General features: G+C 73.1%; 12 protein-coding genes. 5 read left to right on the top strand and 7 right to left on the bottom strand.

What is annotated here, in order from left to right:
• Nucleotides 1-89 precede the first annotated feature (89 nt).
• The 3 genes from AC5677_RS10700 to AC5677_RS10710 all read right to left on the bottom strand — a co-directional run bounded on the left by AC5677_RS10700 (nt 90) and on the right by AC5677_RS10710 (nt 2,213).
• Nucleotides 90-494, bottom strand: coding sequence for an SCO2097 family morphological protein (locus tag AC5677_RS10700; RefSeq protein ID WP_497194783.1), 405 nt, complete (start codon nt 492-494; stop codon nt 90-92).
• A gap of 266 nt (nt 495-760) precedes the next feature.
• Nucleotides 761-1,516, bottom strand: a complete 756-nt coding sequence (locus AC5677_RS10705; protein ID WP_497194784.1) for a class I SAM-dependent methyltransferase — start codon at nt 1,514-1,516, stop codon at nt 761-763.
• 166 nt (nt 1,517-1,682) lie between these two features.
• Nucleotides 1,683-2,213 (bottom strand): SAV_6107 family HEPN domain-containing protein, encoded by a 531-nt coding sequence (locus AC5677_RS10710; RefSeq protein WP_497194785.1) that lies wholly within the window; start codon nt 2,211-2,213, stop codon nt 1,683-1,685.
• Nucleotides 2,214-2,456: 243 nt separating this feature from the next.
• Here AC5677_RS10710 and AC5677_RS10715 point away from each other — a divergent pair, with 243 nt between their 5' ends.
• The 5 genes from AC5677_RS10715 (at nt 2,457) to AC5677_RS10735 (ending at nt 9,030) form a co-directional block, all read left to right on the top strand.
• Nucleotides 2,457-3,299 carry an ATP-binding cassette domain-containing protein gene (locus tag AC5677_RS10715; protein WP_497194786.1) on the top strand — a complete coding sequence of 281 codons (843 nt, stop codon included), beginning with the start codon at nt 2,457-2,459 and terminating at the stop codon, nt 3,297-3,299.
• On the top strand, nt 3,271-5,478 hold the full coding sequence (locus tag AC5677_RS10720; protein ID WP_497194787.1) for a YhgE/Pip family protein: 2,208 nt from the start codon (nt 3,271-3,273) through the stop codon (nt 5,476-5,478). The genes AC5677_RS10715 and AC5677_RS10720 overlap by 29 nt, the downstream gene beginning before the upstream one ends.
• Before the next feature lie 35 nt (nt 5,479-5,513).
• Nucleotides 5,514-6,128 carry a TetR/AcrR family transcriptional regulator gene (locus tag AC5677_RS10725; RefSeq protein WP_497194788.1) on the top strand — a complete coding sequence of 205 codons (615 nt, stop codon included), beginning with the start codon at nt 5,514-5,516 and terminating at the stop codon, nt 6,126-6,128.
• A 400-nt stretch (nt 6,129-6,528) separates the two neighbouring features.
• Nucleotides 6,529-7,149 carry a DUF4126 domain-containing protein gene (locus AC5677_RS10730; RefSeq protein WP_497194789.1) on the top strand — a complete coding sequence of 207 codons (621 nt, stop codon included), beginning with the start codon at nt 6,529-6,531 and terminating at the stop codon, nt 7,147-7,149.
• Nucleotides 7,150-7,512: 363 nt separating this feature from the next.
• Entirely contained in the window at nt 7,513-9,030 is a 1,518-nt protein-coding gene (locus tag AC5677_RS10735) for a phytoene desaturase family protein (protein WP_497194790.1), read from the top strand.
• 57 nt (nt 9,031-9,087) lie between these two features.
• On the opposite strand, the gene AC5677_RS10740 is transcribed toward AC5677_RS10735, so the two are convergent.
• The 4 genes from AC5677_RS10740 to AC5677_RS10755 form a co-directional block, all read right to left on the bottom strand.
• Nucleotides 9,088-10,317, bottom strand: coding sequence for a hypothetical protein (locus AC5677_RS10740; protein ID WP_497194791.1), 1,230 nt, complete (start codon nt 10,315-10,317; stop codon nt 9,088-9,090).
• Nucleotides 10,318-10,354: 37 nt separating this feature from the next.
• Complete coding sequence (gene metF, locus AC5677_RS10745) at nt 10,355-11,272, bottom strand: methylenetetrahydrofolate reductase [NAD(P)H] (RefSeq protein ID WP_497194792.1); 918 nt, start codon at nt 11,270-11,272, stop codon at nt 10,355-10,357.
• Between the two features lie 212 nt (nt 11,273-11,484).
• Nucleotides 11,485-12,135, bottom strand: a complete 651-nt coding sequence (thiE, locus tag AC5677_RS10750) for a thiamine phosphate synthase (RefSeq protein ID WP_497194793.1) — start codon at nt 12,133-12,135, stop codon at nt 11,485-11,487.
• A 95-nt stretch (nt 12,136-12,230) separates the two neighbouring features.
• Entirely contained in the window at nt 12,231-12,596 is a 366-nt protein-coding gene (locus AC5677_RS10755; protein ID WP_497194794.1) for an Rv2175c family DNA-binding protein, read from the bottom strand.
• Nucleotides 12,597-12,729: the final 133 nt, after the last annotated feature.

Consider the following 12,729-nt stretch of genomic DNA (forward strand, 5'->3'; position numbering starts at 1 on the left):
CAGCGGCGCGGCCGCCCGATCCTGTCGGGCGGCCGCGCAAAGCTTGGTCAGAGGCGAAGGAGAGGGCCGGAGCCTCGGTGTCCGGGGCCTCAGTGGCCCTGTTCGTCCCGGCGGCGCTGCCAGCGGTCCTCGATGCGGTTCATCATCGAGCGCCGCTGCCTGGGCTGCCGGCGTGCGGAACCACCGCCCGCGGCGCCTCCGGAGGCCTGCTGCTCCCCGGCTTTGGGAGCCTTACGCCATCCGGTGACCGCAAGCACCGCGCAGCCGAGCATCACGAGGAAGCCCACCACGCTGATCCAGATCTGCTGCGCGACCATTCCGGCCATGAGCAGGCCGATACCCACCAGGAAGCCCGCGACCGCTTGGTAGACCCGTCGCCGGGTGTACGTACGCAGCCCGCTTCCCTCAAGCGCTGTCGCGAACTTGGGATCTTCGGCGTACAGCGCTCGCTCCATTTGCTCGAGCATGCGCTGCTCGTGCTCCGAGAGCGGCACGGAGTCCTCCTACTCGTCGGTCGCGGGGGGCGACCGGGGTGCGACCCTTTCAGGATAGGCAGGGATTCGTCCCCGTGAAACCCGCCCCTCAACGCCAGTTCACTGCTCCGGGCCGCCACGGCGACCGGTGTGATGCTGCCTGCATTCCCCACCCGCCCTTCCGTCATGCCGGAACGTTGTACCCCGATCATACGGGGAGAAGGGGCCGATCGGGTGGCCTGTGGCCGACTGCACGCGGTAATCGTGCAGCTCGGGTGGGGCGTGGTTCAGTCGCGCTCGGCCAGGACGTGCAGCTGGGTGGCCACGGAGTGGAACGCGGGCTGCTCGGCCGCGGCCGCCTCCAGCTTGAGGAGGGCCTCCATGGCTCCCGGCTCGGTGTCGACCAGCACACCGGGGACCAGGTCGGCGAAGACGCGTACGCCGTGCACCGCGCCGACCTCGAGGCCGGTGGCGGAGACCAGGCCGGTGAGCTGCTCGGCGGTGAACCGGCGGGGCACCGGGTCGCCCTCGCCCCAGCTCCCGGCGGGGTCGGTCAGGGCATGCCGGGCCTCGGTGAAGTGGCCCGCCAGGGCGCGGGCCAGCACGGCGCCGCCCAGGCCCGCGGCGAGCAGGCTGAGCGTGCCGGCCGGGCGCAGTGCGTCGACGGCGTTGCGCACGCCCTCGGCCGGGTCGTCGACGTACTCCAGGACGCCGTGGCACAGCACGGCGTCGTAGCCGCCGCGCTCGACGACGTCGAACAGGCCGTGGGCGTCGCCCTGGACCGCGCGCACCCGGTCCTCGACCCCCGCCTCCGCGGCCCGGCGCTCCAGGGCGAAGAGGGCGTTGGGGCTGGGGTCGACGACCGTGACGCGGTGGCCGAGGCGGGCCACCGGTACGGCGAAGTTGCCGGTGCCGCCGCCGGTGTCCAGGACGTCCAGGGCATCGCGCCCGGCGGCCTTGACCCTGCGCTCCAGGGCGTCCTTGAGGACGTCCCAGACCACGGCGGTACGAAGGGATGCGCGGGGGCGCAGCGGGTCAGACACGGCGGGTGGCTCCTCGGCGGGGGCATGAACATCCAGTCACCCACCACCCTATTGCGTCCCGCACCGTGCCTGGTCTGCGGAGCCGCCCGCGGCGTGTGGGGCGCGGGCGGCTCCGGGGGCCGGCCGCCCCGGCCCGCCCCCGTCCCGCGGACCCGCCGCCCCCGGCTCAGCCCGCCCGGCGGCGCTCTCCGCCCTCCCGGCCTGCCGCCGCGTCGCCCACCCGCTGCGGCGGCAGGGGCGGCTGGAGCAGCAGCATCCGCTCCACCAGGCGCAGGAACATCCCCACGTCCCGCAGCAGATCGTCGGCGTCTCGGCTCCCGGCCGCCCCGGCTATGCCGGCCTCGGCCCTGGCCCGGCGCTCGGCGCCGGAGGCGAACAGGGCGCTCCATTCGGCGAGTTCGGGCGCGATCTCGGGCAGGACCTCCCAGGCGCTGCGGATCTGCTGCCGACGGCGCCGGGTGGCCTCCGGGCGGCCGCGTACGGCGAGGACCGCGGCCGCGGTGCGCAGGGCGGCCAGATGGGCCGTGGCGAACCGCTCGTTGGGGATCTCGAGGGCCGCCGCTTCGTCCAGGCCGCGGCGGGCCTGGGCGAGCAGGTCGAGGGCGGCGGGTGGTGCCGTCGTCCGCCGCAGGACGGGGTGGACATCGCTCGGGGGACCGTACGCAGCGGAGCTGCCCGCTGTGGGACGAGCTGCCATGACGAACCTCCTGTCGTCGCATGCCGGTTCGGGACCGAATGCCGATTCGGGACCGTATGACCCCATCGTGAGGTACACCACTGACAATCGGCGCTGACCTGCACTTTCCCCGGAAAGCGGACGGCGGGGCCGCGGCGGTGGGCGGGATTTTGGCGTCGGTTCCCGGCAGCCCCTTGCGGGAAGGCGGGTGCGGCACCGATACTTTTTGAACTGACCAGTCAGTTCAAGGAGGGAGAGGGGACCGTGGACAGCACCCCGCACGGGGCGGCGGTCACGGCCGCGGGATTCGGGCTCAAGGGCCCCCGCGGCTGGGCGTTCCGGAGCATCGACATCACGGCGGCGCCCGGCTCGCTGATCGCCGTACAGGGCCCGTCGGGTTCGGGCCGTACGTGCCTGCTGCTCGCGCTCACCGGCCGGATGAAGTCGGCCGAGGGCACCGCCGAGGTCGGCGGACTGCCGCTCCCCAAGAAGATAGCCGCGGTCCGTTCCGTCACCGCACTCGCCCATGTCCCCGGCGTCGCCGAGCTCGATCCCGCACTGACGGTGGGCGAGCATCTGCGCGAACGCGCCCTGCTGCAGGGCCGGTTCGGCGGTTCGGTGCGGGCGCTGCTGCGGCCGCGCCAGGAACGCCGGGCAGCGGCCCGCGCCCTGGTGGACTCCGCGCTCGAGGCGGCCGGACTGGACCTGGAGTCGCTACCCAAGGGGATCCGCACGTCGGTCCGCGATCTGGAGCGGCTGGAGGCGCTGCGGCTGTCGGTGGCGCTGGCGCTGATCGGCGGCCCGCGGCTGCTGGCCGTGGACGACACCGATCTGAAGCTGTCCGACGACGAGCGGCGCCGGGCCTGGGAGATGCTGCGCGGCCTGGCGGCGGCCGGCACGACGGTGCTCGCGGTGTGCAGCGAACCGCCGGAGGGCGGCGAGGGGACCGACGGCGTGGTGCTGGTGCGTACCGGCCGCTCCGGGGCGGACCGCACGGACGGCGCCCGCGACGGCGCCCGGGACGACGTTCGCGACGAGGCTCGCGACGGGATTCACGACGACAAGGAGGGGGCGGCCGATGCGCTCGCCGAAACTGGCCGCGCTTGAGCTCAAGCGGTTCGGGAGGGGCAAGCTGCCGCGCGCCGCGCTGGCCGCGCTGCTGCTGCTGCCGCTGCTGTACGGCGCGCTGTACCTGTGGTCCTTCTGGGACCCGTACGGACGGCTGGACCGGATTCCGGTCGCGCTGGTCAACGAGGACAAGGGCGCCGACGTCGACGGCAAGCGGCTCTCGGCGGGCGAGAACATCGTCGACGGGCTGGGCGACAGCCACACCTTCGACTGGCGCCCGGTGGACGCCAAGGAGGCCGCCCGGGGCGTCGAGGACGGCTCGTACTACCTCTCGCTGTCCATCCCCAAGGACTTCAGCGAGCGGATCGCCTCCAGCTCCGGTGACCGTCCGGAGACCGGCGCCCTCAAGGTGCGGACGAACGACGCGAACAACTACATCGTCGGGCAGATCTCCCGGACCGTCTTCTCCGAAGTGCGCTCGGCGGCCTCCACGAAGGCCTCCCGCACCTTCCTGGACAAGATCTTCGTCTCCTTCTCGACGCTGCACGGCAAGACCGAAGAGGCCGCCGACGGCGCCGACAAGCTGAAGAACGGCATCGGCCGGGCCAAGGACGGCAGCGGCGAACTGGCCGACGGACTGGGCACCGCCAAGAACGGCAGCGGGCAGCTGGTCAAGGGCCTGGGCGACCTCGACGCGGGCGCCGGGCGGCTCACCCGGGGCAGCTCCGACCTCGCCCGGGGAGCCGGTACGGCCGCCGACGGGTCGCGCCAACTGGCCGACGGCTCCGGGCAGGTGGCCGACGGCACGCAGCAGCTGGCCGACACCGTCAACGGGATCGCCGACAAGGTGGGGCCCTTCATCCGGGCGCACGGCAAGGAGATCGGCGAGGCGGCGCAGCTCGTCGCCGACGGTTCGCAGGCGGCCCGCGACCACCTGGACAAGCTCCCCGCCGCGGCCGACACCGGGGCGCGCCTCTCCCGGGGCATCGCCGACCACCTGGCCACGTACTACCGGCTGCGGTGTGCGGGCGCGGTCACCCTCGACCCGTCCTGCGCCGAGCTGAAGAAGATCAAGCAGGAGGCGGCCACCGCGGCGGACCAGGCCGAGGAGATCAGCGGCTACGTCCACGACCAGAAGAACCTCGACCAGCTGGGCCGGGACCTGGACACGCTGCACTCCCTGGCGGGCGAGCTGGCCCGGCGCGGGCCGACCCTGGGCCGGGACATGGACGCCGCGGTCAAGAAGGTCAACGACCTCAACGACGGTGCGCACCGGGTCTCCGCGGGAGCCCGCAAGCTGGCCGCCGGCAACGCCCAACTGGCCGCCGGGGCGGACCGGCTCGACGACGGTGCCCGCCAACTGCACGACGGCACCGGCCGCGCCGCCACCGGGATGGGCGACCTCGACTCCGGTGTGGGCAGGCTCAAGGACGGCGCGCAGACGCTGAACGGCGGCCTGTTCAAGCTCTCCGACGGCTCGCAGAAGCTGGCCGGCGGGCTGCACGACGGGGCCGCGCAGATCCCCGACTACGGCAAGAAGGACCGCGACGCACGTACCCGGGTGATGTCCGACCCGGTGCGGCTGGCCTCCGACTCCGCCCACAAGGCGCCGAACTACGGCACCGGCTTCGCCCCGTACTTCATCCCGCTGTCCCTGTGGGTCGGCGCCATGGTGGCGTACATGCTGATCCAGCCGCTCAACCGGAGGGCGCTGGCGATGGGCGCCTCCCCCTGGCGGGTGGCGGTGTCCGGATGGCTGCCGGTGGTCGGCATCGGGGTGCTGCAGACCGCCGCCCTGATGTCCGTACTGCACTTCGCGCTCGGCCTCCAGATGGCGCGGGCGGCCGGCACCATCGGCTTCCTCGTGCTGGTCACGGCCTGTTTCTCGGCGATCGTCCAGTGGCTGAACGCGAAGTTCGGACCGGCCGGCCGGATCCTGGTACTGGCGCTGCTGATGCTCCAGCTGACGTCGGCCGGCGGCACCTACCCGGTGCAGACCAGCCCCGGCTTCTTCGCCGCCATCCACCCCTATCTGCCGATGAGTTACATCGTCGAGGGGCTGCGCCGGCTCATCACCGGGGGCGACCTCACGCCCGTATGGCAGGGCAGTCTCGTCCTCGTCGCCTTCACCCTCGGGGCGCTCGCGCTGACGTCGCTGGCGGCCCGCGGCCGCCAGGTCGTGCGGATGAAGGACCTGCACCCGGAGCTGAGCCTGTGAGCGCCCGCCCGGTGAGGACCGGCACAATCACCCCCATGGACAGCTCCACTACACGCCGCGACGCCACCCGGCGCAAGCTCTTCGAAGCCGCGGTCACGCTCATCGCCGAACAGGGCTTCTCCTCCACCACGGTGGACGAGATCGCCGAGCGGGCGGGCGTCGCGAAGGGCACCGTCTACTACAACTTCGCGAGCAAGAACGTTCTCTTCGAGGAGCTGCTGCGGCACGGCATCGAGCTGCTGGCGACCTCCTTGCAGGAAGCGGCCGACGCGGTGACCGGCCGGGGCGGCAGCCAGATCGACGCGCTGGACGCGATGATCCGGGCCGGGCTGGAGTTCATCTCCACCTACCCGGCGCTCACCCAGCTCTACGTCGCCGAACTGTGGCGCACCAACCGCGCCTGGCAGTCCACCTTGATGGTGGTGCGGGGGCGGGCCATCACGGTGGTGGAGGGCGTGCTGCGGGAGGCGGTGGCCAGCGGGGAGCTGAGCGAGGAGATCGACATTCCGCTGACCGCCTCGGCGCTGTTCGGGATGGTCCTGGTGGCCGCCCTGGACTGGCAGTCCTACCAGCCGGACCGGTCGATCGACGATGTCCATGCGGCGCTGTCGCGGCTCCTCCAGGGGAGGGTCACCGGCCGCCGGGAGTGACCGGGGCCGAGGAGGTGGTGCGCGCCGGGCGGTCGGATCCGGCGCGCACCGTACGGGCCGGTCTCCGGCTCCGCGCAAAAGAGCGCGCTGCCCTGGCACGGATCGTTCCCCCATCGATCCGACCAGGACAGCGCTTCCCCCGAACTCCCCCGTGCTCCCCCGTGGAGCCCCCGTACTTTCCCCCGTGTTTCCCCGTTACGGCCGGGAGCCGCGCCGTTCCGCCGCCCCGTGTCGGCGGTGCGGCGCCGCGTCCCTTCCGTGGCCACCACTCTTCCGTCCGGACAGCGGCCGGCCCATCCGCGTACCTACTCATCTCGGCGACTGAGTACGGATACTCAAACCTGAGCACATGACGCCGGTGCCGTCCCGCACCCCTCGCTGTCGGTCTACGATCGCCTGCGTGTCCGTACTCCCGATGGTCTTCACCAGTGGCTGGGCGAGCGGGATCAACGCCTATGCCGTCGTCCTGCTCCTCGGTCTGCTCGGCGCCACCGGTGTCACCGACGATGTGCCCGCCGCGCTGCAGCGCCCGGATGTGCTGATCGTGGCCGCGGTGCTCTTCGTGTGCGAGGCGGTCGCCGACAAGGTCCCCTACGTGGACTCGGTGTGGGACGCGGTCCACACGGTGATCCGGCCGATCTCGGGCGGGGTCGTGGCGGCCCTGCTGGCCGGGCACGACGGGTCGCTGCCGCAGCTCGCGGCGGGTGCGGTGGGCGGCACCACGGCGCTGCTGAGCCATCTGGTCAAGGCGGGCACGCGGATCGCGGTCAACACCTCGCCGGAGCCCGCGAGCAACATCGTGCTGAGCCTGGCCGAGGATCTGGGCGTGGCCGCGCTCATCGCCTTCGCCGTCTTCCACCCGGTGATCGCGGCGAGTATCGCGGCGGTGCTGCTGATCGGCGGCATCGCGCTGGTGATCTTCATGTGGTCGCGGATCCGCCGGTTCCTGCGCCGCCGGCGGGCGCGCCGTGAGGAGAAGCGCCTGGCCGCGGAGGGCGCGGTGGCTCCGCCTACGGGCTGAGGCCGGGGTTGGCGGGCCGGGCCGGGTACGGCGGGCCGGGCCGCCGGGAGCGGAGGCCGGGGCCGGTGAGCCGGGACCGGCGGGCGGGCCGGGTCTGCGGAGCGAGGCCGGGGCCGGCGGGCGAGACGGCCCGGCGGGGGAGGCTTTCCGACGGGAGCGGAGGTGCGTCTTCCGCTCCCCCACCCCACCCACACACCCTCCCCCGCCCCCACCCTGCCCTCCCCCCGAAGGGGGGAGGGCAGGGTGACGGGGGGGTGGGGGCGGGGGCCCGGGCCCGGCCCAGGGCGGACGACGTGCGGCCGGGGACTCCCGCCGCCCCACCGCCCCGCCGCGTTGTCAGTGGCGGCGGATAAAGTCGCAGGCATGGCACGGATTGCGGTGATCGGCGCCGGGATGGGCGCGATGGCGGCCGCTGCCCGGCTGGCCGTCGCGGGCCACCGGGTGGCGGTGTACGAGCGCGGCGCGACGTACGGCGGTGCGCTGCGGCGCCACGAACGGGACGGCTTCGCCTTCGACACGGGGCCGGGCCTGCTGTATCTGCCCGCCGTCTACCGCGATCTGTTCCTCAAGACCGGCCGCGAGCCGCTCGAGAGCCGCGTCGAGCTGTCCCAGGTCGATCCCGCGAGCCGCCATGTCTTCGCGGACGGCACCACCGTCTCGCTGCCGAACGCCTCCCGCGCCGGTGTGCTCACGGCACTGGACGAGGCGCTGGGCGACGGCGCGGGCGAACGCTGGAGCGCGCTGGTGGGCCGCGCCCGCGACGCCTGGGACGCCACTCGCCGCCCCCTGCTGGAGGAGCCGCTGTGGCAGGACTGGCGGGTGCTGGGCCGCGATCCGTATCCGGCGGTCCGCAGGCGCGGGCTGTTCGGGCGCGGCAAGGGCCCCACGACCGCCACGCTCGCCGAGATCGCCCGCCGCGAGCTGGCCGACCCGCGGCTGATCGCCCTGCTGGAGAGCCATGCGCTGGCCTACGGCTTCGACCCGCGCAGCGCGCCCGCCAGTGCCACGGTGCTCCCGTACATGGAGCAGACCTTCGGCAGCTGGTACCCGCGTGGCGGGATGCGGGCGCTGGCCGAGGCGGTCCACGAGCGGTGCCTGGCGCGCAAGGTGGAGTTCACCTTCGGTGCGGAGGTGACCCGGATCCTGGAGAAGGACGGCAGCGCGGCGGGCGTCGAGCTGGCCGACGGGCGGGTGGCGGAGGCGGAGTTCGTGGTGGCGGGCATCGATCCGGTGCGGCTTCCCGCGCTCTGCCCCGGGAGGGAGCCCTGGGGGGCCGACGACGTACGCCCCTCCTCGGGGCCGGGTGGCCGGGCCACGGCGCGGCTGACGGTCTGTCTGGCGCTGCGTGGTGGGCGCCCGGAGGATGCCGTGCACCGGACGGTGGTGCATGCCGCGGACCGCGAGGCGGAGCTGGCGGGCGTGTTCGGCGACGGTTCCGGCCTGCGGGCCCCCTGCGCCCGGCCCACGCTGACGGTGCTGCGCCCCGACGACCCCACCACCCGGCCCGACGACGGCCATGAGGCCGTGACGCTGTCCGCGACGGTGGCCCCGCCCGGTCCGGCCGACCGGCAGGACCGGGAGGCCCTGGCGCGGGTCGCGGACCGGATGACCGAGATCGCCGAGGCGGCCGTTCCGGGGCTGCGCGAGCGGGTGCTGTGGCGGGAGGTACTGCCGCCCACGGACGAGGAGTTGGTGCCCGGACCGGCGCTGGCGGGCCAGGACGGCCGTTTTCTGCGGCCCGGCAACCGCACCCGGATACCGGGGCTCTATACGGTCGGCGGCTGGTCGCACCCGGGCGGCGGGCCGGCGCATGCGGGGATGTCCGGCGCGATCGTGGCGGGCCTGATCGTGAACGGCGACGACTGGCACGGCTCGGTATGAGCGCCTAGCCCCCGGCCGGACGCCACAGGGCTCCGGCCCCGGCGTTCCGGCCCGGGCTCAGTAGCGGTACTGCTGCTCGTCGTATCCCTGCTGCTGGTACGGCGTGTACGGCTGCGGCTCGGGCGGGAGTTCGCCGTCGCGCTGCTGCGGCATCCAGACCCCGCCGGGCGACGTCGTGCCGTAGCCCTGGTCCTGCGGCCGGCCGTCGTCGTACTGCCCGTTGGCGTAGGGCGCCTGGCCGTAGGGATCCGGCTGCGCGTACGGGTCGTAGGGCGCGGAGTACTGCTGGGTGCCGATGTAGGGGTCGGAGTAGGGCGCCTGCCCGGCCTGGCCGCCCAACCCGTCTCCGTACGCCGCGTAGGGGTCGGCGTACGGGTCGGCGTAGCCGTCCTGGCCCGTCGCGCTCCGGTCGTAACTGCCGCCGTAGGCATAGCCGTTGGCATCGCCGCCGCCGTTGCCGGCGATGTCGCCGATGTCGCCGTTTCCGGTGGTGGTGCCGTAGGCGTCGTAGGACGGGTAACCGGGCTGTGGTGCCTGCGGGGCGCGGGCGTCGGGGCTGTATATGCCGTACTGGCCGGTCTCGTCGGGCAGCGGCTGGGGGGCGTAGACGGCGGTGGTGTCGTAGGTGCTCTGCGTGGGAGAGGGGCTCTCGCCCGGGTACGAGCCGCCGCCGAAGAACGGGCCGTCGCCGGAGAAGGAGCCCTGGCCGGTGGTGGAGCTCTGGCCGGTGTAGGGGTCCCGGGAGTCGTAGGAGTCCTGGGATTCGTAGGAGTCCCGGGAGTCGTAGGGGCCGCTCTGCCCGCCGTAGGCGTCCTGGCCGCCGCCGTACGCGTCCTGCCCCGGGTAGCCGCCCTGACCGGCGTAGGCGTCCTGGCCCTGGAAGGCGTGGCCGCCCGCGAAGACGTTCTCGTCCTCGTCCTGTTCGCTGTCGCCGCCGGCCGGCACCGCCTCCAGATCGGAGACCTGGAGGGTCGGCTCGGCAGCAGCGGGCGCGCGGCCCGAGCGGCCCCGGCGGCGCCGGCTCTCCCCCGGCTTGCCGCCCAGGGCCCAGCCGGTGGAGAAGCCGCGCCGGAAGGAGAGCGTGACCTGGGTCTGGCCGATGGCGAACGCGATCAGGCCCACCCCGATCACGATGATCTGGGGGAGCACCACGCCGACGACCACGCCGAGGAAGCCCACGAAGGCCAGCAGCCGCCAGCGCAGCCGGGCCTTGTACTGGAGGAGCACTTCGGCCAGCAGCCAGACCGCAACGAGACCGAACGCGATGTAGAGGACCGTCCAGCCCATGTACGCCCCTCTTCCGCCGCTGTCCGGCCACCGTAGATCAGGACTGCTGATGCAACCCCAGATTCTCGTAGATCTCCAGGGTCGCCGTGGAGTGGTTCAGGGTAATGAAGTGCAGCCCCGGAATCTCCTCGGCCATCAAGCGCGCACACAGTTCCGTTGCGTACTCGATGCCAATGGAGCGTACCGCCGCGGGATCGTCCTTGACGGCCAGAATGCGTTCGGCCAGCTCGGGCGGGAACGCGGCGTTGCTGAGCTGGGCGAAGCGCTCGATCTGGCGTACGTTCGTGACCGGCATGATCTCGGGGATGATCGGCGTCGAGCAGCCCGCCGCGGCGACGCGGTCGCGCAGCCGGAAGTAGTCCTCGGCGTAGAAGAACATCTGGGTGATCGCGAAGTCGGCGCCGGCGCGGCATTTGTCGACGAAGTGCGCGACGTCGGTGTCCCAGTCCGTGGAGCGCGGGTGCATCTCGGGGAAGGCCGCGACGCCCACGCAGAAGTCGCCGGATTCCTTGATGAGCCGGACCAGGTCGGCGGCGTAGTCCACGCCCTGCGGGTGGCGGACCCACTCGCCCATCGGGTCGCCGGGCGGGTCGCCGCGCAGCGCGAGCATGTTGCGGATACCGGCGTCGGCGTACTGTCCGATGACGTTGCGCAGGTCGGCCAGGGAGTGGTTGACGGCGGTCAGATGGGCGACCGGGGTCAGGGTCGTGTCGGTGGCGATGCGTTCGGTGGCGCGCACCGTGCCCTCACGGGAGGTGCCGCCGGCGCCGTACGTCACGGAGACGAAGGTCGGGGAGACGGCCTCGATCCGGCGAATGGCGTTCCACAGGGTCCGCTCGCCCTTCTCCGTCTTCGGGGCGGCGAACTCGAACGAATACGACTGCTTGCCGGAAGCCAGCAGCTCGCGCACGGTGAGTGCGCGATCAGTCCTGGTGGAAGCTGTACCTAGGGCCATACGGGCAGGTTAACCAGAGCCCTGGCGCACACCAACCGGCGGCGGCGTTTGTCCACGGGTTGGACATTTTCCCGGCCACCGGGCGTCCGGAAATCGTCGCCGGGGCGTACGGGAGGCCGGTGGGGAACGTCCCCGGACCCGGTGTGCGGCCGGGCCCGTGTCCGTCTCGCATCCACCCCGTATGCGCCCCGTACGCGCGCCGTACGGCGTCGCTATGCGCCCCAGGCGCGGACCCGCTTCGCCAGGCCGGCGGCGGCCGCGGCCGGGTCGTCGGCCGCGGTGATGGCCCGGACGACGACGATCCGGCGGGCGCCGGCCTCCAGCACCTCGTCCAGATTGCCGGCGTCGATCCCGCCGATGGCGAACCAGGGCCGTTCGGGTGTACGGGCGGCGGTGTAGCGGACCAGGTCGAGGCCCGGGGCGTGGCGGCCGGGCTTGGTGGGTGTGGGCCAGCACGGGCCCGTGCAGAAGTAGTCCGTCCCCGCCTCGGCGATCGCGGCGTCCACCTCGGCCTCGGCGTGGGTGGAGCGGCCTATGAGGACGTCCTGGCCGAGGATGGCGCGGGCGGCGGGGACCGGCAGGTCGCCCTGGCCGAGGTGCAGCACATCGCTGCCGATGGCATGAGCGACGTCCGCGCGGTCGTTGACGGCCAGCAGCTTGCCGTGCCGGCGGCAGGCGTCCGCGAAGACCTCGAGATGGCGCAGCTCCTCGCCGGCCTCCATGCCCTTGTCGCGCAGCTGGACGATGTCCACGCCCGAGGAGAGCACCGCGTCCAGGAACTGCGGCAGATCGCCCTGCTGCTTGCGGGCGTCCGTGCAGAGGTAGAGCCGGGCGTCGGCGAGGGCCTGTCGTGCGGTGGTCATCGGGCGGCTTCCCCCCAGGTCGGGGGCGTACGGGCCGGAGGCTCCGGCTCGTACGCCCCGGTGCGGTTACGGATTCGGGTGCGGGTGCGGTGGCGTCAGACGGCGAGCGCCTGCGCCCGGCGCTTCACCTCCGTGCCGCGATTCTCGCGCAGCGCCTGCGCCGGGGTGCCGGGCAGGGTCTCGTCGGGCGTGAAGAGCCATTCGAGCATCTCGTCGTCGGCGAAGCCGTCGTCGCGCAGCAGCGTCAGGGTGCCGACGAGGCCCTTGACGACCTTGCCGTCCTTGATGAAATCGGCGGGCACCTGCAGCGCCCTGTTCTCGCCGCGGCGCACCGCGATCAGCTGGCCCTCCTTGACCAGCTGCCGGACGCGTGTCACCTCGACGCCGATCTCTTCGGCGATGTCGGGGAGGGTGAGCCAGGCGGGGACGAGTCCATCGATGTTTGCGTCAATCTCGGTCACAGGACAAGCGTGCCATCTCGCACTGACAGTCGGTAGCCGGGCATCGCCATCGGGGGCGTGCGGCACCCCGGAGGGTGACGCCTCGGCGCGCCCCCGCCACCACCCTCCGTCACCGTGCCTCGTTCGTCGCGGC

This window comes from Streptomyces sp. JLSY215 (genome assembly GCF_059682825.1).